The sequence below is a fragment of the Halorussus halobius genome, assembly GCF_004765805.1.
Lineage (GTDB): Archaea > Halobacteriota > Halobacteria > Halobacteriales > Haladaptataceae > Halorussus > Halorussus halobius.
Genome location: NZ_SBIU01000007.1, coordinates 118724 through 143097 on the forward strand (window position 1 = coordinate 118724; position 24374 = coordinate 143097).

Here is a 24374-nt window from a genome sequence, read left to right on the forward strand (position 1 = left end):
CGAGAGTATGTCATACGAAGGCACTACGGTTCCACGGCGTGACTCACCTGCAGGGGAGTGTGATTACTGTGGGCATCCGTTCCCGACGACCGACCGCCTCGTCCTCCACAAAGGCTTAGAACATCCCCAAGAGCTGGATGACGACGAGGAGGACGCATTCCTCTCTGCCCGAGCAGACGAAGAAGACGAGTTGCGTACACTCCGTCTGAAAGCGCTTGGAGCCCTCGTGCTCCTGTACTTCGGTCTTCTATTCATGTATGCTATCTTTGCCTGACTCAGATACGAACACCGGGGCAAGCGAAGAGGTACACATAGAGTCAGGTCCAGGGTCGAGGCTTCGTCATTGGGTCGTCTCGAACACGAAGCTCAGACTCTTCGTACAGTTTGTACTCTGGGTCTCGATACTGACGCTGTTTACCGAAACAGTCGCTGCCGGTAACGGGATGACGCTCTCGAAGCAGCCTCGGGATACCCTTGCCGTTCCCCGATGGCTGTATCTTGCCACTGGCGGCGCCACGATCGGCGCCTCTGCCCTACTTGCGAGCTTCGTTACTGATCGAGCCTTTATCCGCTATCTCCACAACTGGTCACTCCCCGGTCCGACGGTCGACGACTGGTGGACACCGATTCGATGGATCGGACGTAGTTTTGGGATTGTCGTCCTTGGACTGGCAGTGTATCTCGGACTGACCGGACCGCAGCTCCCGACAGCAAGCTTCACCATTCTCGTCACATTTGTCGTCGTTCGAGCGGGCTTGCCGATGCTTACGTATCTTGGAGGGAACGTTTGGCCAGCACTGAACCCCTGGCGAGGGATCGTCTCGCTTCTCCCAGCTGGACACAGAACGTATCCAAGAGAATTAGCCCGATGGCCAGCTGTCGGTGGCCTATTACTCCTTGTGTGGATTGAGGTGATTTTCCCTGTCAGCACGATTCCGTCAATTCTTTCGCTTGCGATCCTCGGCTACAGTGCCGTCACAATCGCAGGCGCAGTACTCTTCGGTCCTGACGCGTGGTTCGAGAACGCAGATCCGTTATCCGTCCTGTTCCGATTTTTCGGGGCTGTCGCCCCTGTAAAACGGCGGGACGGGAAGCTCACTGTAAAACTGCCCGGTAGCGACCTGACTGACTCAGACTTAATCACGGACACCTCCGATGTTGCGTTCGTCATTGCGCTGATTTGGGAGCTCACGTACAGCGGCTTCATCACGACGCAGACGGGCGCAGCAACTACCGAGGCACTCGTCAGCCTCTCCAATATTGGAGTGGGAGCCGTACAGATTCGTGCGATCCTCATCTACACACTCCTTTTCGTCAGTGGCTACGTCGTTTTCTTCGCCGCGTATTGGTATGCGGGCGTACTCTCTCGGCGACGGACCGGGACATACATCACAGCGAAACGTATCGCCTTTCGGTTTGCACCCTCGCTATTGGCCATCGCAGCGGGATATCACCTCGCCCACTACACCGGACTGGCTGTATCCCTCAGTCCGGCTCTAGGCATGGCAATTCTCTCTCCACTGTCGCCCCCAGCGAATCCCCTGACATTGTCTCCACCTGGGTGGTTCGAGGGTTTGAGTATCGCCTACGTGCTCATCGGGCATCTCCTCGCTATCTGGGCAGCGCACGCGACCGCCTACGAACTCTTCTCGAGTCGTCTCGTCGCAATCCGGAGCCAGTACCCGTTCATCGGTGTGATGATCGGGTACACCGTTATTAGCCTCTGGATTCTCTCACTTCCAGGAGCGACGCCCCCATATCTACCCTGATTCTGGTGGTTTCGAGAGAACAACGGATCGCACACTAAGGTCAGAACTCAACCAGAAAGATCACTCGGCAGTGAACTCAATCGGGTCCATGTCGAGAAACGCGGTTTCGTAGCCGTCGTGGCGCGCCAGTTGGGGTGGTGTCTCTACAGTGATTCTGACCGTATCGCCAGTCTTGAGTTCATCAATACCCATCCCATAGAAACTCCCGAGGTCAGGATCAAGGGACGCTTGGAGTGTCCCTTGTGTGATTGTATCCCCTCCACGGTCGAGTGTTGCTGAAAGAGCCATCCTCGGGAGCATCACGCGATTGTAGGGTGTGCGTGGAGAAACGATTAGGAAGGGTCCTTCAGTATCACTAAACCGATGGTCACCGTCAACGAGAGCAACCAGCATCGTTGCGTCACCGGATTGCCCTTCGTGGAGTAGTCGACCGGGAAGCTCGGATTTTGTCGGCACGACCGGTTCAGGAATCATTTCCATATCCATTAGATCGACTGTCCCACGGGTGCCTGCTTTGTCCCCTAACCGGCGAATCTCCAAATTGTACGTCTCATCCGTATCGAACGTGAACTGCATCGTGGCAGACTGTCCCTCTGTAAATCGCCCGTTGAATGGACTCGTACGAGCTGTCTGCAACGGGCCAACCTGGAGCGTCACATCGTACTGTCCTTCCCCCGGGAGAGCGATATTGTCGCCGTAGTGGAACCCCATATTCGGCGAGATCATCGGCCAGAGGTTGGTCGAGGACACTCGACCGTCGCTGTTACTGATTTCGACAGAGACGTCGACCGGGAGGATCGTCTCCGTCTCGGTGTCCCAGACACTCGCCATCAGATGCACCGAATCATCCGACTGAACGACGACTTTCGTCTTTCGTGAGCCAGTGAGGTTCCAGAAACGGTGCGGGAAGGAGTGCATCAGTGCAAATCCGAGACTGCCTGCCGTCGTCGTTCCGTACATTCCCATCCCTTCGATGATTGCCGGATAGTAGACCGCGTCAGGTCGATCCTCCACGATCGGTGGATCACGCCATGCAGACTGCGTCTCGAATCCGAGCCGCCCCAGGCAACCAGACAGTACCAGGCCCCCCGAGAGAGCAGTCCCCTGTTTGAGAAACGTTCTCCGATTCATGTTCTCCTCTGAGATACTATGTTTGGTAGATTCATTGAGTCGACCTCGCTGTCGTCAACCGGGGGTTTCTGTAACTGCCAGCCTCGGCCATTCTGTGACTGTCTACGCTAAGCGAACGACGAATCCGGTGAGTACCAGGAGTGAGACAACGCCAAGTAACGTCGCCAGTAGGAGGTGCTTCTCTTCCATAGATTTGGCTTCGGTTGGAATTCTAAAGACACCTTTGGAACTACAACGTCACCTGCACATCTGGCATATCAACGAAGGCTGTCTCGTATCCTTCATGGCGAGCTGTTTGTGGGGGCGAATCGACCGTGATCGTCAGCTCATCTCCCGTCTGTACATCTGCGACCGTCGCTCCGTAGTGATAGCGGAGCTCTGGATCGATGGTTGCCTGTAGAATTCCGTCGAACACTGACATCCCGTCACGGTGCAGTGTTCCCGAAAGCGACATCATCGGCAGCATCGTTCGATTGTAGGGTGTGCGCGGAGAAACAGCGAGATACCTCTGCTCCTCGTCCCCACCGAAACGTGACGCGTCTTCGAGGATCGTAACCACGAACTTCGCGTCCCCACTCGTCCCCGAGCCACGAACGTCCCCCGGGAGCGCGTCCGGTGTCGGCACTTGCGAACTCGGTAACATCTCCATGTCCATCAGGTCGACAGCACCCTTCGTGCCTTCTCTGTCGTCGGGAATGTCCGTATACGAGATCTCGTTGAGCGTCGATTCGCTGAATTCGAACTCGAACGTGAACGAGGCGTTCCCCTGATTCTCGGCCAGCGACCCCGTCCGTCGCGTCGACGGCCCGCCGATGCTGACCTCGACAGTGTATGTGCCGTCGCCCTGGAGCTGTGCGTTATCGCCGAAGTGAAACCCCATCGGCTGGGAGAGCATCGGCCACGGTGCGAACTGGTCGACCTGCTCGCCGTCCTGTGTAATCGTGAGCTGTGGATTGATATCGGGTGGGATGATCCCCGTCTGTGTCTCCCAAACGACCGGCATCAGGTGAATCGAATCTTCGGATTGAATCTCGACCTTCGTGATCCCATTCGGCTTCATCAGCCAGAACCGGTGCGCATACGAGTACGTGAGCGCACAACTGTACCCGCCCTGTTCCTTCATTCCGGGCATTTTCATGCCCTCGTAGTGGGTCGGATAGTAGACTGCGTCCGGGCGGTTCTCGGGGAGCGGTGGTGCCCGCGCTGACCGCGTCTCAAACAGGCCGGTACACCCCGCGAGCCCCACGAGTGACGTGCCCCCGACCGCCCGAAGCACGTCACGACGATTCATGCGTCACCTCCTGTGCGTTCTCGACCGGTCGCGCAGGCGGCAGCGAACGCAACGACCGTGGGGGGACGAGGAAATTACCGCGACGCTCCGTTCGGATGTACTGCAGGATGCCGTTGTTGTTTCGCTGACCGACGGCCGACTGCTCGGTGACGTCAGTGCCATTCATCGCTTCTCTCGTGTCGACGAAGTCGGTGATCCGTCGCTGGAGCGCAAGGAAGTGGAGGCTGGCGGTTTCACCGTCGGTAGAATCGAAGTCGCGCCGAAGGATGAGAGGCGAGTCATCGTCATCGCGAGCGCGGGCGGATTTCTGGGAGTGACCGACGACGCCCATCTCGCGGGCCGTCTCATCCGTTGGCTGACAGTCGTCGATTTTGCTGCTGGTTCCGAGATTGTCTCCAGCGCCCTCGATTACGTCGTTCTCGGCGTGGTACGGACAGAACATCTTCGCCTCACGCTGCCAGCGATCGTCCTGATTGTACCACTGATTGAGATTGAGCTGGAGCTTGGAGATGTGCTGGGTCGTTCCACCGGCGAACGGCCCCGACTGGATTGTCACGCGATCTTCACTGGCCTGGTTCTTTTTGAATCCCGATTTGAATCCCATAAACAGCGGCGCGTCCTCTGGGACCTTATCTGCCGGAACACCCTCTGCATCGTCAGCATTCTCCGCCGGCAACCCGTCCCCAATAAAGCCCGTCCGCCGGTCGGCGATTGAGAAAACATCGGTCAGTGTAGCGTCAGGCTGATCGACACCGTTGAGGGTTGATTTGTTCCCTTTGAGGGCTTCTTCGGCACCGAGCACCACCTGTGCCGTGTTACTCGCGAGATGGACGACTGCATCGGGCGTATCGAACTCGGGATCCTCAAACGGCGCAAGTGCTTCTGGATCAGGGAGGTCAACGTCTTCGGGAAGCGATTCGTCGAATCGGTCGAAGTATGCCGGAGAATAACTCACCGTGAGCAATAACCCGCCCCCGCTTCGCTCGTAGGCGTGTTCGATCCCACGGAGAGCTGTTTCAACTTGGTCACGGTCGTCTTCGTTCGGGGGCCCGTCTCGTCGGTAATTTAGATAGAGGAGCACACGATGGCTCGGAGCGACGACGTTCCCGTGGTCGTCCCGTGGGAGGGCCTCATTCCAAGCGTGCTGACGTTGTGGATACGACGAGAGATCATCCGGCCCTGTTGGGACGTCAACATCTTCACGGCCTAAACAGGCACTGAATGCCGCTGCGCCTCCGATAGCGACGGCCGACTTGAGGAATTCTCTGCGAGGGATACCTCTCTCATCAGTCATTGACGACAGTTAGGAAGCCAACGGAAAAGGCGGTTCTGGTAGAGTTCTTGAATCCCCGCTCAAGGTCGGTAGTAGACTATCTGGTGATGAGCTTCTTCACCAAGTTCCACCCGATAAATCGGGGGGCCCGCTTGCGGTATTGCTCGTATTCCTGGCCATACTGCTCTCGCAGCCACGGTTCTTCGGCAAACGGGAACAGTGCGTACACGAGGATGGTCAAGATGCCGTGTACAGCCAGTTTCCGGGAGTTCACTGCAATGATCGCGCCGACGATGAACGTAATGAATCCCACGCTCTGAGGGTTGCGCGTGTACTGGTAGATACCGTTCGTCCGAAGTTCCCCTTCTCTTCCACTGCTTTCCATCCACCCAAGTTCGAAGAGTGCTGAGAGGGCAAATCCCATCCCGAGTGCGGCGATACCGCTACCCGTGAGTTTGCTCCAACGTTCGGTGAAAATGAAGGAGTCCCGATCGAGCGCGCCCAGCACGGGAAACCCAGCGAACACGACGGAGAGCGCTGACCAATTGAACCACCACCGCCAAGAGCTGTCACCGATGGGCCACACTCGACGGTCAGGATGAACCGCACTGATGGCGTACCCGAGAATCAGCGTGACATCCGCGACGACCGCCGTCAGGAGCGCACGATCTGAGAACGAGGACATACGTGTATGTCGTGATAGTGAAGGACAAAAAAGTGAGACAATCTTGGGTTCGCATCTGGGTACTGCTCCCTCTGAAGAGGTTTGGAACCACCAACCACTCTCTACAATTCTAACATCCGGAGTAACTCGAATCGACGTTCTCAGGTAACTGCGTTTCAAATTCAGCCCACATGGCGGGATTTGTCCCACTCCATAGCGGGTTTACCGGTTCGCAGTCCCTTCCGTTGCTCGTGGTGATCACCGCCGCGGCTGCGGGTACAGCGGTACTTCTGGGACTTGCGATCGGCGCGTTCGTTCAACGCCAATCCCGTCCATATCTGTTAATCGTCGCTGCATTGGCTGCCCTTCTTGGACGCTCTGCGGTTGCGGGGATCTCCATCGTAGGCCTGTTTTCACAAGCCGAGCATCACCTCCTCGAACACGGGCTTGATGTCATTCTTGTAGCGCTCGTTATTGCTGCAGTCTATCACTCCCGAACCATTTCGAACGAGACCAACTTCGATACATGACACACCAACGTGACCGAATTCACGAGTATATTGCCACCCACCCTGGAGAACACTTCAACGCGCTCACGCGGAGACTCGACCTCGCACCAGGACAGGTACAGTACCATCTCAGGAAACTCCAGAATCAAGAGAGAGTGGTCAACCTACCTCTCTATGGCCGGACCCACTATTACACACCGGAATATGATGCGTGGGAGCGGGGAGCAATCGCTGTCCTTCGCCGGGAAACAGCACGCGACATCTTATTCTGTGTTCTCGAACAGGGAACATCCAGCCCGAACGCTGTCACAGAGTCCCTCGGGATTGCTCGGGGAACCCTTGAGTGGCACTTGGATCATTTGACGGAACAGAATCTCATCGAGAAACACCGAGATGTCAATAATCACGTGACGCTGGTCGCAGCCGAGCGGACTGAGACCGCTCGCCTCCTCGAAGAGATCTCCCCCTCGCTGTCCGATCGGATGATCGACCGGTTCACCCGCCTCGTCGATAACCTATTGGCGGATGGATCGTAACGAGCCCTCGGATGTATTTCGTTGAAACGAGAACTTGATTGTTCGATTACTGCACCCACTTGGATAGAACGCTATGCAGTCCCTGAGTCCACGGTTCCCAGATACTGGGTTTCCCACTCACGACGTGCCTCTATTTCACGCTGACCGCGCTGTGTAACTGTGTATACGTTCGTCCGCCTGTCGAGTTCACCCTTCTCGAGCAGTCCTTTGTCGACGAGGTCGTCGAGATTCGGATAGAGGCGCCCGTGGTTGATCTCCTGTTCGTAGTAGTCGTCGAGTTCGTCTTTGATTGCGAGCCCGTGTGGTTCCTTGAGCCCGGCCGTTACATACAAGATGTCCCGCTGGAACCCAGTTAGATCGTGCATCCGTCTGTTCTCTATTTTGAGGGGTGGCATATGTTCTCTCTGGTACCCCGAGGCGATTTTGGCTTGACTGGGTCGGGATATCGCGTGAAAACTTCGAACCTTTATATAGTGGACAGGTGAATTCCGCGATGGAATGTCTGACCTAATCGTCAAAGCAGCCGTGAAGGACGCACTCTCGGACAACAACGTCTCGGCAGATTTCTACGACACGCTCAACGAGGAGGTCGCCGAACTGCTCGACGACGCCGCAGAGCGTGCCGAGTCCAACGACCGGAAGACGGTCCAGCCCCGCGACCTGTAGGCCTGCGTAACGCAGCCAAGCCCGTCACTCGAACGTAGCTTTTTGAGGTTCCTGTACAGAAGTTAGGAAACGAAGATGGCGGACGCACCGGATACTGAACGGCAGGCGGTCGAGCCTGAGGCAGGAGACGTCCTCAGCGTGTCACAGCTGAACGACCGAATCGCCTCGGTCGTCGAGGATGCGCCTGCCCTCGACGGTGTCCGCTGTATTGGCGAAGTCACGGATCTCCATCAGAACAGTACAGCGCTCTACTTCACGCTTACCGATGGCGACGCCGAGCTCCCCTGTATGATCTGGGCAAACCGCTATCGGAAGATGGACGCCGAGCTCGAGGACGGGACTGAGGTCATCCTGGAAGGCGATATCGACTACTGGACTGAAGGCGGGAAAATCGACCTCAAGCCGTGGGAAGTGATCGTCGTCGGCGACGGCGACCAAGCGGCCGCGGTCGAGCGACTGCGCAGCGAGCTCGAAGAGCGTGGCTGGTTCGACGACGAGCAGAAACAGCGCCCGCCAGCGTTTCCGGAACGGGTCGGTGTTGTGACCTCACTCCGAGGGGATGCTCGGTACGACATCCAGAGCGCGATCCACGAGCAAGACCCTACAGTCGACATCCTGGTGAAGGATGCGACCGTCCAAGGGTCAGAGGCACCGACGTCTATCGCGAACGGGATTCACCATCTGGACCGCTCCGAGGACGTCGATTCAATTATCGTCGGCCGCGGCGGTGGGAGCGATTCGAACCTTCAGGCGTTCAACACCGAGCGGGTCGCGGAAGCGATCTTCACCGCGAACACCCCGATCGTCACGGCAATTGGCCATACTGACGACCGGCTAATCGCGGATCGGGTAGCGGATATGGCCGCGATCACACCGACAGCGGCCGGCGAGTACATCGCGAAGTCTCGGAATGACTTCCTGGCTAGCGACATTGGCCCGCTTGAGCAACAGCTTGAGGCCGCGTACGAGACCTTTGAACAGGAGCACGAACACGAACAGGAACTGGCCGAGGCAGTCGAAGAGGCGACCGCGCCTGAGGGCCTGTCGCCAGTTTACTACAAGGTTGCAATTGTCGTGCTCCTAGTGCTGTTGCTGCTCATTACTGCACTCTGGCTGGGGGTGATCTAATCGATGGCAAAAGACACGGACATCAGGAGTCGGATGAACCGAATCGAAGAGATTATCGACCAACTCGACGCGGATGAGGTGTCACTTGATGAAGGGAGTGAGCTGTACGAGGAAGGGCAGGAGTTACTAACTGAAATCCGCGAGCGACTCCACGAAGGCCAGGGCGAGGTCATCGAGATCAAATGAGGAACGGCAGCGGTATCGACTGTCTCTCCGCGTTAACCAACAGCCTGCCGTTGTTCACGAGCTTGTTGGTTAAGGTCGCTAGCCACGGTTACCCTTCAGGCTTATCTGCGATGTCCTCCCATTTCGAACCGTTCGACGGTAGTTCCAATGTTCCATGAGACGGTTCTGATATTCGGCGTCTACCTACTCGCGTGTGGTGTAGCGTGGATCCTCCATGAGTCCGCACACTACGCCGTCCACAGGCTCTATGCGGAATCAGTCTCGTTCGGTGTCAATCGACGTGGCCCATACGTTGACGCCGTTTACGCCCCGTCTGCTCCGACGGTCGCTATCCGACTCGGTTCGATCGCGCCGACTCTCCTCTATACCCCTATTGTCGTACTCGGAATTGGAGCCTATCTCTCGTCGAATCCGGTTCCACAGTTGGATCCAGTCGGGTGGTCGCTTGTCGCCGTTCCTCTCGTGATTTTGACTTTTCCGACTGGTGCTGATATCCAAGCGTGTCTCAACGCCTCAGAATAGCGTTTCTTAACGTGTATTCGGTCGGCGTCAGACAAACACTTCATTAGTTACATAGTCAGATTTTAAGAAAGTCATTGGCCGTCAGTATTTAGTAGATAAGACGCAAGTATGTGCAAATGTATCATGGCACAAGCCAGTCCCCGCAGTACCCCCCGTGAAACTGATACGGACGAGCGGTCCTCCGTGTCAGTTGAAGCGTGGTTGGAGGCGGTCAGTAGAGAACTGGATCCCGCCGAGTGTGAGGACCTCTCCGAACTCGGCATCTACTCGATCCACGAACACAGCAGCGCCCGCACGATCACCCTTCCTGAGGATGCGGACGAGTTCGAGGACGCGACGACGGTAAAGCAGTACTATTTCGAGGGCGAGGATTGCCCGCTTCTCATCGTTGCTCCGCTGCAGGTCTAAGTCGCCCTGTGGGTCGCAGATCAGCAGTCGGTGTCATCTTCTTTGTGGTCGGAATAGAACTGGATGAGGTACTGGAATCGGCCTGTATCACTCGTGAATGAGTCGAGTTCTTCCTGTAACCACTCGTATTTGTCCTGCGGGATTCGCATATTGATTCGGGCCACATCGTCGCTAACATCCGAGTCGGAGTTGCTGGCGCTGGTTGCTGTGTCCGCGTCTGACATTAGTTCGACCCAGGCTATGCGGTCGCATATATCCCAGTAGAATGAGAACTTCTCTAGAGAACTTGGAGAACTTTGAAGATCTACAAATTCATTCAAATTTTCTGACCTCTTTTGGTCGTGCTATCCTTTCCCACAAACGATGTGTGCTAAGGTCCCCTCCGGCGAGACGCCGGCCAGTACTGAGGAATCGACGTCCGTCATTCGGATCATCCACAGGTCCATCGGCCCGATTCTGCTGGCGCTCCTCCCGCTGATCCTGTTCGTGGGGACGGCGGCCGCACAGTCGGATCCGGGGAGCGCATTCTGCGACTCGAACATGGCCGACACCATCCAGAACATCTTCACCATCATCCAGTTCGGTGGGCCGCTCATCGGCGGCGTCCTCGCGCTCGGCGCGACGGTGGCGATCCCGTTCACCCGTCGCTCGGACTGGAAGAAGGAGATGAAATCTGTCCGGAATCAGGGCCTGCTCTGGGGCGTGATCGTCGCCCCCCTCGGGACGGAGATCGTCCAGTTCATCCTGAACAACATCGTGGTCGGTGGCACGAGTTGTGGATTCTAACCACGCACCAGGATTCGCACTCGTCATGTCCGCCGTCCTCGTCGCATCGACAGCCGCCGTTCCAGTGGGCGCCCATCCCCCGAATAGTACTGACCACGGCGTTCCGGAGGAGACCTTTCACAAACTGTGGTCGGGGGATCAAGACGGTGCGACCGACGGTGCGAATCTGAGTAACGGGTCGGCGGTCGAGCAGCTTGGCGAGGGGACCGATGTCCCGTTCGATTCGCCCCCGCGTGCAGTTGAGCGATGGAACCGTGGCGACCACTCGGAGTTCCCGGCGACCAACAGCTCCGTGTCGATCCATCCACCAGATGCGGACCTCACCAGCGACCAGTTCATCAAGGAAGCCTATACTGAGGTGTTCGCCGTTCAGCCGTCCACCCGAGCGCGCCTCTCGTCGTCTAGACAGCCGCTTTACGTCGCTCCAGACGGGACGCTCCGCGGGACCGTCGATTACCGGGTGGCGGTGCCGCCTGACGACACCTCCGGCGATCGACGTGTCTACTGGAGTCTGGAGAGCCATCAGGTTGAGGAGACGAGACTCCTCGTCGACGGCGACGAGGAGACGACGGCTGGTGGTTCCCACACGCCGGCACTGTCGTACTCCTTGGATGGATACGCCGGCGAGGACCACCAGCTCACGCTCCAGGCGAATATCTCGGTCCGACTTCGGAAGGAGGTCGAAGTTTGTACCGCTCACAACGACGAAGGCGATTGTACCAACTGGGAGAGTTCCGTTTCATACCCGACCGAGACCGTCACGGTAACCGATTCCATCGAGGTCACGAAGTATGACCTCGCGGTATCAGGGTTCATCGCGGAGTATCCGAACGGTGATCTCGGCCTCGTCGTTTACAAGAACCAGCCGTGGCTCGGCTACCAGTTGCCCAACGGTGATGTCCGAGGTGTCTGGCGGTTCTACTCAGCCCGAGACAAGGACTGGGATACGCTGGTCTACAGCTCGGACGACGGACAGCGGACCGCCCACTCACCGCTCCATCCACTCCAGGTGAACGCGTACCCCATCGAGACGGGGCCGACGCCGTCGCCCCGCCGGAACGTGACGATACTGGATGTGTACGGGACGTCGACGTCGCCGCCGACGCTCCCGTCGAACGTTCACCTGGATGTTCTCACGGAGTCGTACACGGCCAGCTACGGCATCGCGACGCGGGCCACGACCGACGAACAGCCCGAGACTGTCCGTGCGTGGGGGCTCGTCAGAGGGGTTGAGGCAGAACGGCCCGCCGATGAGTTCGCTCGAATCCAGATCGACGAGAGCAACCTCTCTCTGGAGGTGGTGAACCAGACCGAAGATACGGTCACCGTCCGGGTGACCCTCCAGAACGCGAACACCGGCGCACCAATCAATACCGACGAACGGGACGGCTACGTCGTCGTCAACGGGCAGCGGGTGAACACGACCGGGAACGGAACCGTCACGACGACGATTGAACGTTCCCCTGGCGGTGTGTCGGCCCGATACGAACCCGGCCACTGGTGGCTCAATCCTCCCGGCTATACCGGCGACTCGGATACTGTCCTGCTGCAAGGCTCAGTGCTCCAGTTGGTGTCGACGCTGTTCCGGATCGGCGTTCCCGTCTCGCTGTTCCTCCTTGCAGTGTTCTTCATCGATCGGATTACAGGGTGGCGTATCTGGCCCCCGTGGAGGTCACTATAATGATCAGAGAACATTCAGAATCCCATGACCGGAATTCGGAACGGTGGATTAGTCGACGCCGTCTTTTGGCTTCGTCTGGAACAGCCCTGCTTGCAGGAGTAGCAGGGTGTTCCGGAACCGATGGTCCCGGCAACCAGACTGAATCCCCAACAGGTTCGTCCTCTACGTCGCCGTCTACAGATTCGGTATTTGAGGAAATCAGCTTCGCGGGACCCAACCTTGTGGTGACGCTGGCTGATGATCACGATGTCGACCAACTCAATCTGATTGGTCCAGATGGTACTACGTTCGAACAGTCAACCGTTGCACAGGGAGCTACAAGAGTCGAAATACAGATTGTCTTCAAGACTGGTGGGACGTACTCTGCCGGCGAGTACGAGTTAGTCGCCGTTTCGGGCGAGACATCTGAGTCGATGTCCCTGGAGCTTCGGCCCGATATCCAGATCGTCGATGTCGAACCGGAGTTCGATGAAGATGATGGCTACAGTAGCGGTCGGCTCTTTGTGACGGTCGAGAACGTCGGTACTGGTCCCTCTTGGGTGTATAATATTGGCTTCCGGAATGCGCCGTATCGGAACGCACCTGAGGTAATCGAAGGAGACGGCGTTGCTGATACCACGTTCGAGCGTCCGGAGGCGAGCGAAGAATTCCTCAGCCCCGGTACTGAACGGGAATTCCTGAAACAACGGGGTGTTCTCGTCATCGATGACAACGACGATGTCTCATGTGAGAGTGATACTGCAGAATTAACCGTTGTTGTTCAGACCCCACACGGAGATATTGAGCAACCGATTCGGGCGGAACTGTCCGGTGGATACCACATCGACGATCAAGGCGCAATCCAACACCCGTGTAAAGACGTCCAGATTGAACTACTGGACGGGGGTGGAGACAATGCGTAGTCCCGTCCGATTCCTAGTTCGCTCTATCTTCGTCTTTTTCGGGCTACTGACTACGGGCACTGCTCCGGTTTTAGCTCAAAGTGACGGAGGCAGCGATGGAGGTGCTCTTGGAGACATTATCATCAGCGCTATCCAAGAACTCCTTGAGATACTCTTCAGCCCTATAGAGACCGTCATAGAGAATCACGGTGATGCAGTCTTGCGGACAGTGGTGGGTACTCCCCATCCAGATTCGGTGTTCAATCAGCCGACGAACGCAGCGTGGCCCGGAATTTATGACTACTACTGGGAGATGATTATCCCGCTTTCGCTATCGCTGTACGGCCTCTCGATTGGAATCGTCATTTTCCTTGAATCGACGAGCCACTTGTTCAACGGATACCATCGCTCGAAGCTCAAGAAACGCGCCTTCGCTGGACTGCTCGGTATCTTGTCGTGGTGGTGGATCTCAGCGCTATCGTTGCGGTTTATGGATGCATTGGCTGGGTTCCTCGTCCCCTCGGTGTCAGAAATCTCGCTATTCCAGACGCTGTCGTTCACTGGGATGGGCGTGCTCGGCACGGTCGTCGCTCTCTCAACGAATTTGCTCCTATTCGTGTTGATCGGCCTGATTTACCTAGCGAGACAACTGGCACTCTACCTATTTGTGTTCCTGATGCCACTACTCATTGTATTCTGGATCCCTGGCGTCGGGCCGTTCGCCCTAGTCTCGAAATTCATGAAGAAGTTGGCCGGGTTCTACGTCCCTTTCCTGTTTATGACGGTTCCAGTTGCTCTCCTGTTCCGTCTCGGGGACATCTTGGGGACGAGCTTCGGCCCCTCAGCCGGTGAGTTCGGGGCTTGGTTGACGGCACTCGTTATCCCGCTTCTCGCCGTTGCCTCTCCGTTTGTTTTGTTCTGGCAGGCCGGGGCGTTGTTCTTCATCGCCGACAGGGCGGCCAGGCATATGTCTGCTGAGAAGGCCCGTAGTCGGTTGTCTAGAGGGCGTGAACAAGTCCAATCGGCCAAACAGGGTGGGAGAAACTTCGTTCGAGGAGTGCGCGATGAGCCCGCAGTCAAGAGCGGTGGCCAATACGTCTTGAACTCTGGTGATTCGAGAGCCCACTCTACCGGCCAACGACTCAATACGACTGGCTCTCGCCTCCGTGAAGCGATCACCGACGGCAGCGGTGGAGGGGGAGGAAACAGCGGAGGCGGAAACCTCGGCGGCGGAAATGATGATTCTACGGCCGGCTCCACCACCAGCGAGGATAGTAGTGGGAACGACGGAGGCGAGGAATTCGATCGAGACGATGCGTTCCGGGACCCCCAGACTCGGAACCGGAATCCAGATTCAGCAGATGACCCGCCACGCTATATCCACTAACAACCCATGAGCTCCGCAACTGACCCCGCGAAACGAATTCCGAAGTCACTCGGTACCGACACCCAGTTCCTCGGGAAGTACTCGCTGACGGACCTCGCCGTCGCCGGTCTTCCCGGTGTACTGGTAGTCCTGGTGACGCAGGTCGTTATCCCACCGTCACTCACCGTTCGTGGCATTCCGGTGTCCGCCCTCACGATCCCCCTCGCAGCGATTGCGATCGCCTTCGGTGGGCTGTTCGTCTACCTCACGCCCGGCTACACCAACAGTCTCGACTGGCTCGGTCTGTTCGTGAACTTCCACCGCAGCGAGACGGAGATCGCCCACGAGGAGGCGAAGGAGTACACTCACGTCGAGCGCGTCTACCCGCGACAAGACGCCATCGAGCGGACGGACCGGGCTCTTGTCGGAGCCGTTCAGGTGTCGCCACCGACGATGGCGCTCGCGACCGACGAGGAGTGGGCCCAGAAGGCGGAGGCCTTCCAGGACTTCGTCAATACGACCGTCGAGTTCCCGATCCAGATTTACTCGACGACGCAGGCGTTCCCCGCCGACGAGTACGTCGGGCGGTACGAAGACCGGTTGAGCGACCCGGACGTCAAATCGAACGAGAAACTCCAGGCGCTCATCGAACACTACGTCGACTGGTACGACCGGGAGCTGGCGCAGCGTCAGATGACCATTCGCGACCACTACGTCCTGATTCCGGTACGACCTGAGGAGGTCCGATACGAACGGGCCAGCCTCCTCGAAAAGCTCGCTAGGATCCCCGTACTGGGCATCCTCATCCAGATTGTCACGGCGCCGCCGGAGGAGGAAGAGCGAGCCGCGATGCTCGAGGAACTGGACGAGCGGCGCCGGCGGGTCGAGCGCGGCCTCCGCGGCATCGAGGGGTGTGACACGCGCCCCGTTGATGCGGCCGAACTCACCCGCCTCATCGCGGAATACTGGACCGGCACGGAAATCGAGTACGGCGACCCCGAACAGGTGCTTCGAACGTCCCCCGTCATCAACAAGTCATGATTGGAAACCTGCTGCCCTTCACCGGCTCGGATAGTTCAGAAACTGACGACGAGGCGACCGCAGACGAGGCCCCCGACGAAGAGGGGGAAGATGCTGAATCACAGTTTACCGTGGACTACGAGGCCGACGGTGAGGCAGTCGACGGCATCCCCGAGATCCATCAGACCGTCGTCTCGCCGTCGAGTATCGAGCGAACGCCCAGCGCCCTCCGGACTGACACCCAGTGGGCGCAGAGTCTGTGGGTCGGTGAGTATCCCGATGCTCCGATGGATGGCTTCCTCGAAAAACTGTACGCGGCCGCCGAGACCCAACAGACAGATGTCAGCATCCACATCGATCCTCGTGATACGCGAGAGACGTTGGATTCGCTGGAGAACAAGATCGAGGACCTCGAAGCCGACTACGAGTACCTGACCGAGAAGCATCGTGCGAGCGCCCGGGGCGTCGAGAAAGACCTCGAGGACCACCAGGAGATGTACGACGTCCTTCGGAACACGACGATGCAGGCGTTCGACGTCTCGATGTATCTCACGGTCAGGGGCAACGATCGCGAGAACATCGACGCCGAGTCGGTGTCGACGACAGCCCGACAAGCGCCTGCGAATCTGACGCCGGTGACGCCCCGGTGGTCACAGCTGAAGACGTTCACCTCAGCGAGCCCGATCGCCCTGGATCAGTTCAACGAGACGCTCGACAGCAAGACGCCGATGCTCGGCGGGGCAGTCGGCGCGATGTTCCCCTTCGTTTCCGGTGCGTTTGCGGAACCCGGTATCGAATACGGGACGTACGCGCTGAATTCGAGTCCACTCATCCTCGACCGATTCAAACGGCAAACCGGCTACTGTATGATGGTTATCGGCCGGCTCGGCGCAGGCAAATCCTTCGCGACGAAGCTCCGGCTCGTGCGGCGGGCGATGTTCGACGAGGATACGGTCGTCATTATGCTCGACCCGATGCGGGGGTTCGCCGGCGTCAACGAGGCGCTCGATGGCGAGCGGATCACGGTCGGTGGCCGGCGGGGGCTGAACCCGCTGGAAATCAAACCGACGCCCGACCACGTCCTGCAGGAGGTCGACGACATCGACCCGTGGGGCGAGCAGATCAACTGGGTGATGACCTTCTTCGCGACGTTCTTCGAGCACGTCGCAGACCATCCACTCGGCGAGCGCAACCAGACGCTCCGGCGGGCCGTCCAAGAAGCCTACGAGAAGCGCGGGATCACCCGCGATCCAGAGACGCACACCCGGGACTCGCCCACCATCCACGACGTCATCACGGTCCTCGAAGAGATGGTCGAAGACCCCGAGGAGTACGGCTACGTCACGGATGGGGAGCAGGAAGCCGTCCAGTCCGATGCTCAGTCGCTACTCAAGGACCTCCGACCGTCATTCCGCGAGGGCGGTGAACTCGAGAATCTGGCTCGCCCCTCCGAGTTCGACCTCGATTCGAAGGTCATCTACCTCGATCTCCACCAGGAGGAGGGGACCCGTGGCCGGGCGGAGACCAGCCTGATGATGCAGGTGCTGTTCAACAGCGTCTACGAGCGGGTCAAACAGACCGACAAGCGCGTCGTCTTCTGTATCGACGAGGCGCACTACCTGATGAACGACGCCGTCTCGTTGGACTTCCTGGAGACAGCCGTCCGGCACAGCCGCCACTTCGATCTGAGCCTCGAATTCATCACGCAAACGGGGGGTGAATTCGCGCTGACGCCGGAGGCACGCACCATCGCGAACCTCTGTTCGTTGACCGTCCTCCACCGCGTCAATGAGGAGAAAGAGAAGATCGCCAAGTGGTTCGACCTCAGCGAGCGGCAGGTGAACTGGGTTACCTCCGCGAAGGCCGGGGAAGACGAGGACGGCTACTCTGAGGCGCTCGTCGGTATCGACCAGGAGGGATGGTTCCCACTCCGAATTCGGGCAAGTGACTACGAGGCTCACGTTATCGACGGCGGCGCTGCGGACGTGGCCGAGCTTGAACCCGAGCCGACGACGAGCGTGACGAATCCAGATAGCCGACCCGCCGGAACGCGTGCCGACGGCGGTGAACCAACTAGCACTACCACTCAGGAGGATGACTGAACAGACCCCGTCAGAAATCCCGTCAGTGGCTAACGGCGACGAGTACATCCGGATCACTCCCTCCCGGAGCGATCTCGCGCCGGAGACCGTAGTCCGTCAACTGGCCGGCCTCCACGGCCTTGACGCTGGCAACGACGGACTTCTCGCAAGTATCGGTCCCTTCGGCGATCCGCCACCGGTGTTCGAGTTCCTCGCAGTGAGTGAGGGGGCAGACGAGCCGGTCGAGTTCTATTACGGGGCCGACCGCCGGTTAGATGCCTTCGAAGAACGCCTCCGGACGCTGTATCCTCCGACCGTCACGTTCGAGCGGGTCACCCTTGACTTGGAAACGAAGCTACTCCCATCGACAGCAGACCCGTCTCAGGACCACAGTGCCGGAGGTGACGATAGCCACGGAATGAACCCCAGGACAGCTGAGGAATTCTCCGGAGACCCGAATTCGGATTCAGAGCCCGTGACTCTCTTCGATTCGACGGGGCAGGAACCGGTCGGTGATGGCGGAAGTGTGCTGTCGGAGAGCACTATGTCGCAGGACGAGGACGAAGTCTTGTTCGAGGCCGATTCGAGTGACGAGTCCACAGCGGCTGGTCCGTCCGACTCCGAACTCGATGCCGATCACCAGCCGGCTCATACGCAACCGACCGTCGATGAGACGACCCCACTCGGAATCAGTTGGCACGGGCAGGCTACCCGGCGGGAAGACTGGATGACGACACTACCCCAATTCACGAATACGGAAGACGACGATGACGATCACGCTCGGGCCCCGCTCGCGTCACTCATCGATCAGCTGACCCGGGCCGAACACCCGATCGCGTTCCAGGTACTCTTTCAGCGGAAATCGGACTGGACGCACGAGGCACGAGAGCGCCAGCGGAAGCTCCGTGAAGGCGAAGACCGGGTCGTCGACTGGTTCTTCGGAGAACTCCTCGGAAACACAGAGAACGAACCACAGAGTCCGTCGAACACCGGGCGACAGCGTCGGTATCTCGACATCGGTGGGCGAGAGCGGGTCGAGGCTATCGACGAGAAGGAGCCACAGCACACGTTCACGGTGAATATGCGGGCACTTTCGCTCGTGACCTCCGACCGACAACGAGAGCGGGTTGACCATCGTCTCGATGATATCGGGTCGGTATTCGATCACCTGAACGGGCCGCACTATCGGCTCCGACCGAAGCGCATCCGCCGTGGGCTTCGAAAGGGGCGGCGAGCCAAGAAGCACGCCGACCGGGTACTCAACGCTACGTTGGCTACCAAGAGCGACTGGCGGAAGACCCGCCCCGATCTCGTCCTCGGGCCGGCTGAGTTGGCGAACTTCGTGGTCGTTCCGCCGGCAACTGACCTCACGACCGAGGGCGGGCGGGGGTCCGACGCCGAACCCGAGAGCCGGACGCCCCTGCCACTCCCGGCGCAGGACCACATGGATGCGTTCACGGACGCCGGGATGGCGATCGGCCGCGGTCTTGGGGAAGACGGTACGCCCACGTCGGAGCCGATGCGGATTCCCCCGCATCTACTTCCGTTCCACGTCGGCCGGTTCGCGAAGAGCGGCGCCGGCAAATCGGTCGCGCTTGAAAACGACGCCCTCTCGCTGTACGACCAGACGAACGGGCCAGTGTTCATCATCGACTCCAAGGGCGGGAATTTCCCCGAGAACTATATGCGGGCTCACGCGAAGCGCTTCGGCACCGACGACCTCGAGGAGAACGTCCTCCACTTCTCGGTGCCCGACATCCTGCCTGGCTTCGCGTTCTTCGACATCACGCCGGCATTGGAGGACGGCGTCCGACGCGTCGACGCGATTCAGGACAAGGCCGACCACTACGAGGAGCTCATCAAGCTCGTGATGGGGCCGGAGCGGTACGAGGACGCCATCGCCTCGCCGACGCTCATCAAGTACCTCATCAAGGCGATGTACGACGAGGAGTACGGCCTCGAAAACGGACACTTCCGGCAGGATACAAACTACTTCACCCACGACCAGTTTGAGCAGGCGGTGACCCAGTTCCACGCCGCCGGGCCACCAGATTCGACACCCGAAGATGCACCGCGAGCCAGCGACCCGCAGGTCGCCGAGAAACTGGAGCGACACCTGCGCTCGAACCCGGCGACGTTCTCGAACGTCGTGAGCGGCATCAGCAACCGGATGGACTACATCACGCAGGACGCCCATCTCCGGCGGATCTTCAACAATACCGAGTCACAGTTCGACTTCCGCGACCTCCTCGACGAGGACAAAGTAGTCATCTTCGACCTCGGCGATCTCCGCGACGAGGCCGCCCGTGTGATGACCGGCGTCATTCTGACGCAGCTCTACGATGCTGTCAAGCGTCGCGACGGCGACGAGCTGGCCCGCAAGCCAGACGACTACGTGGCGAACCTGCTCATCGACGAAGCGTCGTCGGTCGTCGTCTCTGATACGCTGACGACGCTGCTCGAAAAGGGGCGGGAGTTCCGGCTATCCATCGAACTCGTGACGCAGTTCCCTGAGCAGATGAAGGAGGCCGGCAACCGCGAGGTCTACCTGAACGTCCTGAACAACATCGGCAGTCCGCTCGTCGGGAAGATCGCCGTCGACGCCGACATCGCCGAGGCACTCTCACACGAGGCAATGGATCCCGTCGAGTTCAAGAATCGGATCAGTTCCCTCCCGCGTGGCGAGTGGATCGCACAGCTCCCGAGCCCAGAGTTCGGCGAAACCGGCCCCGACCCGTTCAGTATCGAACCCCTTCCGATTCCACCCGGTCATCCCGATAGCGAGCAGCCACTGACCGGGACGCAAGAAGAGCGATTCCAAGACGCCTTGGACGCCGTCCACGAGCATACCCGCGAGGAGTACGGGGTCGCCGGCGGGACGACCGTGGAGAGCCGTGACGCTGCGACTGACGTCGCTCTGGAGAACGCGGATGACCTACCGTTGGAAGTCGCGATGGCCCGTGCGATTCGCGCCGTCCAGCTGTCGAACGACGTACGTGAGACGAACGGCTGGGTCTCCGTCGAGGACGTCGATGAGGAACTGCTCTCGCGCATCGAGGAAGACACCATCGAGGCGCAGGGCTACGAGACACTACCAGAAGTGAGGGAGGCGTCCTCGCTCATCGAGGTCGATCTCCCGGACGGTGGTTCGTCGGTGCAGTGTCGGCTCACAGACGAGGGTGAGCAAGCAGCCGCGCCCGACACGTCGACATCACCGACCGGCGGGGGCGAGCACCACGATGCAGTCCTTGAAACGGTCGAGCAATCCCTCGCAACTGCGGGGTTCTCCGTGGAGGTCCTCGATCAGAACGGGGAGTCCCGCCCCGATGCCATCGCGACGCATCCGGATCTCGACCGGGAGCTCCAGGTGGAGGTCGAAACCACCACCCACGTCCGGCCGGCGAAGGTCCTCACGAACCTCCGGAAGGCCCAGGAACAGGAGCGAATCCCGCTGTTCGTCGTCGCAGACCACGACGATCAGCCGGCTGACGAGATTGCCGACCGGCTTGCGAAAATCCTCAGCGAGCCGCGAAATCAGCTCTCCTCCGGGGAAACACGGCTGTATACGATGAACCACAACGTCACATTCAACGGTGGTGCGCGAGCCGCGGATGGAGTGACGGCCGTCCGACCGGCCACTGGTGGTAGTCGCCACACCCGCTGGTTCGAGCGGGACGGTGCGTTCGTCCTCGAGGATAGTGCCGGAGACCAGCACGCCCGGATCGACTCCTTCGACGCTGTGTCGAAAGATCAGTTCCCGGCGACGTACAGCTACGACGCCGAGAGCGAGTCATACACCGTCTTTAGGCCGGGAGAACTTCCCGAGTCCTACGAGTCACGTGAGGCGTTCGAAGCGGATTGGGTACCTGTCAAGCGCCCGTTCGTGCCCAGTACCGACCTACCCGTTCCGGAGTACACGGATGATTCGTATGCGATAGGTGTCATCGAGGATGAGCAGAATCTCGAGCTCTACACTCGAGACTCTGACGCGACCAAAGACCTTGCTGGGCTCATTGAGGCGATCGAAAACAATGAACTCCATCTGGCAGGTGTGGAGCCAGACGAACCTGCCGATAAGCAATCTATGAAGCAGGAAGACCACGAGAACGATCCGTTCGGCATCCAAGCATTCGTCCGCGATAGCATCGTTAAATCCGGCGACGGGGTCGTCGCGGTCGCTGAGGTCTACGATGCGTACGAGCAATATGCGACGGCCGAGGAGTACGAGGTGAAGCCAAAAAACCGGTTCACACGTACGCTTCGCGACCACGTTGCGTTCGAGCGTGACAAGAAGTGGTTGGACGGTCAGACGCGACGCTGTTACGTCGGAATCGAGCTGGACGACGCCGGCGACCAGGAGGAACCGAATGATGCCAGTGCGTAGTCGTTTCGCTCCCGCTCAGGAGGTGCAGGAGCACACGAAATGACGCTCTCCGAGGCAGCCATCCGCGAGCACTACCGTCGTGCCAAACCCATCTACGAGGCGCTGGCGACTGTCAAGAACTATCCAACCATCGGGTTGAACGACTTCGTCGGATGGTACATCAAACGCGACCACGACGACGTCGAGGCGATTAAGGCCGGGTATCCGCAGCGCGGACGGGTTGCCCGCCTCGATCGTGACTACGACGAGATTCACGACCGCCTCAACCGGACCCTCTATGCCGTCACCACCTACAAGACACCGACCGCCTTCCAACAGTGGGAACCCTGTCGCTACGACGAGTCTGAGGGGACGACCGTTTGGCAGGATGAGCCCCCAACCCCCGGGTATGCCGACCTCCGGGCAGTTCCCACCTGGGGCGATATTGACCTCGCCGACGACATCAAGCCGCAGCGAGGCGACCTGGATGGCGAGACGCGTGCCCTCGTCGAGCGTACCCTCGACGCCTACATCGACGAGTATGCAACGCTCTACGGCACGCGGAAGGCGGTGTATGCGCTGGACTCCGTCGGGGGCGCGTACGTCTTTGGGGCCCCGGAGGCCACACTACCAATTGCGGACCACTTCAATGACGATCCGGATGCGCTCGAACGGGTGTTCAACGAGTTCCTCGACCGCTCGAACGCATGGCTCCAGAAGGCAGAGGCCCGCGTGAACGAGCGCGTCGACGGCGCCGGCGACGTCATTCAGCCCGATTGGGTGAACAACAAGAACCGCCAGTACAAGCCGCCACTCTCGATCCACGCCGACCACGATGCCGTCGTCACGCCCATCGCGACCGACAACGTCCGCTACGAACTCCGTCCGTTCGAGGGTGTCGACGACGCACTCCTCGAGCAGGCGGTCAGTTGGGCCGATGACCTCACGCGAGTCGAGCACACGGACTGCGTCGACTCGCTTGTCGCGACGCTCTGGCCGGACCTGTACGAGGACCACGGGGGGTGGCAGGCCACGCTGGAGGAATGGGTGGAAGCGGAGCGTGAGCGGGAACGGGAGCGCCAGCGACAGCGTGAGGCAGCGCTCCAGCGACGCGAAGAGCGAATGGCAGAACTCGACGGTACCCTCGAAGGCCGTCCCGTTACGCCGTTCAAAGAGGACGTCTACGAGGCTGTCGAGGATATCGACATCACCGAGATTGCCCGTCACTACGCGAGCGATGCCTACGATACGGATCCGAACCAGCCGCGGCCGCAGTTCGACCCGTGCTGGCGCCACAGTGAGAGCGGGCAATCCTGTTTCGTCGACGAGCAGGCCAATACCTTCGGCGATTCGAAGGTTAACGCCGGGGGCGGGCCGGCGAAGCTGATGGCGCTCGCGACGGGGATTATCTCCGCCGCCGATGCGGACCTCGACGGGGAGGACTACTGGGCTGCCGTCGACGAACTGCGGAGCGCCGGCTACGACATTCCGGTGTGGGTTCCAGAGGCCGGATCGGACCGCGTCGACGGCGGGACCTACGACCAGATGCCGTTCTGGGCCGTTCGGAAAGCGGCTGTCGCGCTCGAGATTTGTCCGGAGAATGCGTTCGTCGATCGTGAGGGCGAGGAAGGAACCTACGAGGGATTCCCCGGGTACGAAACCTACAACGAGACGCTAGAAGCCATCGAAGACACGGACCTGAACCACGGGCGCGAGCGGGTCACGCCCGAGGAGAACGCAGCTGACGATGAATCGAAGTCACCCCCCGAATCTCCTACGAGTGACGATCGACCTGGTGACTTGGACCGGGCTCACCTTCGCGAAAAGAACCGTCTGTTGACAGCGAAAATCAAGCGTCTCGAATCTGAACTGGAGGAGAAATCGGAGCAAATCGAGGGGCTGGAAACAAAGGTCAACCATCTCCAATCGGAGCTCGCTACCGTCCGCTCTGAACGTGATCGGCTAGAGGCTGCTCTCGAAGAACGTGAGTTCGAGCAAGAGCCAAATCAGGGAAACCAGGACGAGAATCGATCCCCACTTGACAGGGCGAGAAGGTTCATTTCATCCAATCGGTAGACATCTCACTCACTCAGCATCAAATCTTAAACTACCT

At 59.3% G+C, this 24374-nt stretch carries 22 protein-coding genes; 16 read left to right on the top strand and 6 right to left on the bottom strand.

What is annotated here, in order from left to right:
- Positions 1-7: 7 nt before the first annotated feature.
- The gene (locus EPL03_RS17960; protein WP_004594555.1) at positions 8-274 is read left to right on the top strand and encodes a hypothetical protein; all 267 of its coding nucleotides are present in this window, start codon (positions 8-10) and stop codon (positions 272-274) included.
- The gene (locus EPL03_RS17965; RefSeq protein ID WP_004594554.1) at positions 258-1769 is read left to right on the top strand and encodes a hypothetical protein; all 1512 of its coding nucleotides are present in this window, start codon (positions 258-260) and stop codon (positions 1767-1769) included. The genes EPL03_RS17960 and EPL03_RS17965 overlap by 17 nt, the downstream gene beginning before the upstream one ends.
- Positions 1770-1829: 60 nt before the next feature.
- Here EPL03_RS17965 and EPL03_RS17970 read toward each other — a convergent pair whose 3' ends face one another.
- From EPL03_RS17970 to EPL03_RS17985, 4 genes are all read right to left on the bottom strand, one after another.
- Positions 1830-2900: an iron transporter gene (locus tag EPL03_RS17970; RefSeq protein WP_011222433.1), complete on the bottom strand. Its 1071-nt coding sequence runs from the start codon at positions 2898-2900 to the stop codon at positions 1830-1832.
- Positions 2901-3129: 229 nt separating this feature from the next.
- Positions 3130-4191, bottom strand: coding sequence for an iron transporter (locus EPL03_RS17975; RefSeq protein WP_004594552.1), 1062 nt, complete (start codon positions 4189-4191; stop codon positions 3130-3132).
- A complete protein-coding gene (locus tag EPL03_RS17980; protein ID WP_011222434.1) occupies positions 4178-5485 on the bottom strand; it encodes a twin-arginine translocation signal domain-containing protein in 1308 nt (435 codons plus the stop codon). Before EPL03_RS17980 ends, EPL03_RS17975 begins: the two co-directional genes overlap by 14 nt.
- Before the next feature lie 76 nt (positions 5486-5561).
- Positions 5562-6149, bottom strand: a complete 588-nt coding sequence (locus tag EPL03_RS17985) for a methyltransferase family protein (RefSeq protein WP_004594550.1) — start codon at positions 6147-6149, stop codon at positions 5562-5564.
- Positions 6150-6379: 230 nt separating this feature from the next.
- Here EPL03_RS17985 and EPL03_RS17990 point away from each other — a divergent pair, with 230 nt between their 5' ends.
- Both EPL03_RS17990 and EPL03_RS17995 read left to right on the top strand, forming a co-directional pair.
- A complete protein-coding gene (locus tag EPL03_RS17990) occupies positions 6380-6658 on the top strand; it encodes a DUF7471 family protein (protein WP_225935279.1) in 279 nt (92 codons plus the stop codon).
- Positions 6655-7173, top strand: a complete 519-nt coding sequence (locus EPL03_RS17995) for a winged helix-turn-helix transcriptional regulator (protein WP_004594548.1) — start codon at positions 6655-6657, stop codon at positions 7171-7173. Before EPL03_RS17990 ends, EPL03_RS17995 begins: the two co-directional genes overlap by 4 nt.
- 71 nt (positions 7174-7244) lie before the next feature.
- On the opposite strand, the gene EPL03_RS18000 is transcribed toward EPL03_RS17995, so the two are convergent.
- Complete coding sequence (locus EPL03_RS18000) at positions 7245-7538, bottom strand: PadR family transcriptional regulator (RefSeq protein ID WP_004594547.1); 294 nt, start codon at positions 7536-7538, stop codon at positions 7245-7247.
- A 133-nt stretch (positions 7539-7671) separates the two neighbouring features.
- Between EPL03_RS18000 and EPL03_RS18005 the strand changes: the two genes are divergently transcribed.
- From EPL03_RS18005 to EPL03_RS18025, 4 genes are all read left to right on the top strand, one after another.
- The gene (locus tag EPL03_RS18005) at positions 7672-7839 is read left to right on the top strand and encodes a DNA-binding protein (protein ID WP_004594546.1); all 168 of its coding nucleotides are present in this window, start codon (positions 7672-7674) and stop codon (positions 7837-7839) included.
- A 75-nt stretch (positions 7840-7914) separates the two neighbouring features.
- The gene (gene xseA / locus EPL03_RS18010) at positions 7915-8967 is read left to right on the top strand and encodes an exodeoxyribonuclease VII large subunit (RefSeq protein ID WP_004594545.1); all 1053 of its coding nucleotides are present in this window, start codon (positions 7915-7917) and stop codon (positions 8965-8967) included.
- A 3-nt stretch (positions 8968-8970) separates the two neighbouring features.
- Positions 8971-9153 (top strand): exodeoxyribonuclease VII small subunit, encoded by a 183-nt coding sequence (gene xseB, locus EPL03_RS18015; RefSeq protein ID WP_011222436.1) that lies wholly within the window; start codon positions 8971-8973, stop codon positions 9151-9153.
- A gap of 705 nt (positions 9154-9858) precedes the next feature.
- Positions 9859-10083 (top strand): hypothetical protein, encoded by a 225-nt coding sequence (locus EPL03_RS18025; RefSeq protein WP_199242302.1) that lies wholly within the window; start codon positions 9859-9861, stop codon positions 10081-10083.
- A 20-nt stretch (positions 10084-10103) separates the two neighbouring features.
- Here the strand turns inward: EPL03_RS18025 and EPL03_RS18030 are convergent, their stop codons facing one another.
- On the bottom strand, positions 10104-10307 hold the full coding sequence (locus tag EPL03_RS18030; RefSeq protein WP_004594541.1) for a hypothetical protein: 204 nt from the start codon (positions 10305-10307) through the stop codon (positions 10104-10106).
- 139 nt (positions 10308-10446) lie between these two features.
- Here EPL03_RS18030 and EPL03_RS18035 point away from each other — a divergent pair, with 139 nt between their 5' ends.
- The 8 genes from EPL03_RS18035 to EPL03_RS18070 are packed head-to-tail and all read left to right on the top strand — an operon-like array spanning position 10447 to position 24337.
- Entirely contained in the window at positions 10447-10869 is a 423-nt protein-coding gene (locus EPL03_RS18035; RefSeq protein WP_004594540.1) for a hypothetical protein, read from the top strand.
- 25 nt (positions 10870-10894) lie between these two features.
- Entirely contained in the window at positions 10895-12550 is a 1656-nt protein-coding gene (locus EPL03_RS18040; RefSeq protein WP_011222438.1) for a hypothetical protein, read from the top strand.
- The gene (locus EPL03_RS18045) at positions 12550-13452 is read left to right on the top strand and encodes a hypothetical protein (RefSeq protein ID WP_011222439.1); all 903 of its coding nucleotides are present in this window, start codon (positions 12550-12552) and stop codon (positions 13450-13452) included. Before EPL03_RS18040 ends, EPL03_RS18045 begins: the two co-directional genes overlap by 1 nt.
- Positions 13445-14818 (top strand): hypothetical protein, encoded by a 1374-nt coding sequence (locus tag EPL03_RS18050; RefSeq protein ID WP_004594537.1) that lies wholly within the window; start codon positions 13445-13447, stop codon positions 14816-14818. The genes EPL03_RS18045 and EPL03_RS18050 overlap by 8 nt, the downstream gene beginning before the upstream one ends.
- Before the next feature lie 6 nt (positions 14819-14824).
- Positions 14825-15838 carry a hypothetical protein gene (locus tag EPL03_RS18055; RefSeq protein WP_004594536.1) on the top strand — a complete coding sequence of 338 codons (1014 nt, stop codon included), beginning with the start codon at positions 14825-14827 and terminating at the stop codon, positions 15836-15838.
- A complete protein-coding gene (locus EPL03_RS18060; protein ID WP_004594535.1) occupies positions 15835-17919 on the top strand; it encodes a VirB4 family type IV secretion system protein in 2085 nt (694 codons plus the stop codon). Before EPL03_RS18055 ends, EPL03_RS18060 begins: the two co-directional genes overlap by 4 nt.
- Positions 17912-22282 (top strand): type IV secretory system conjugative DNA transfer family protein, encoded by a 4371-nt coding sequence (locus EPL03_RS18065; RefSeq protein ID WP_004594534.1) that lies wholly within the window; start codon positions 17912-17914, stop codon positions 22280-22282. The genes EPL03_RS18060 and EPL03_RS18065 overlap by 8 nt, the downstream gene beginning before the upstream one ends.
- Positions 22283-22321: 39 nt before the next feature.
- Entirely contained in the window at positions 22322-24337 is a 2016-nt protein-coding gene (locus tag EPL03_RS18070; protein ID WP_134671650.1) for a hypothetical protein, read from the top strand.
- Positions 24338-24374 lie beyond the last annotated feature (37 nt).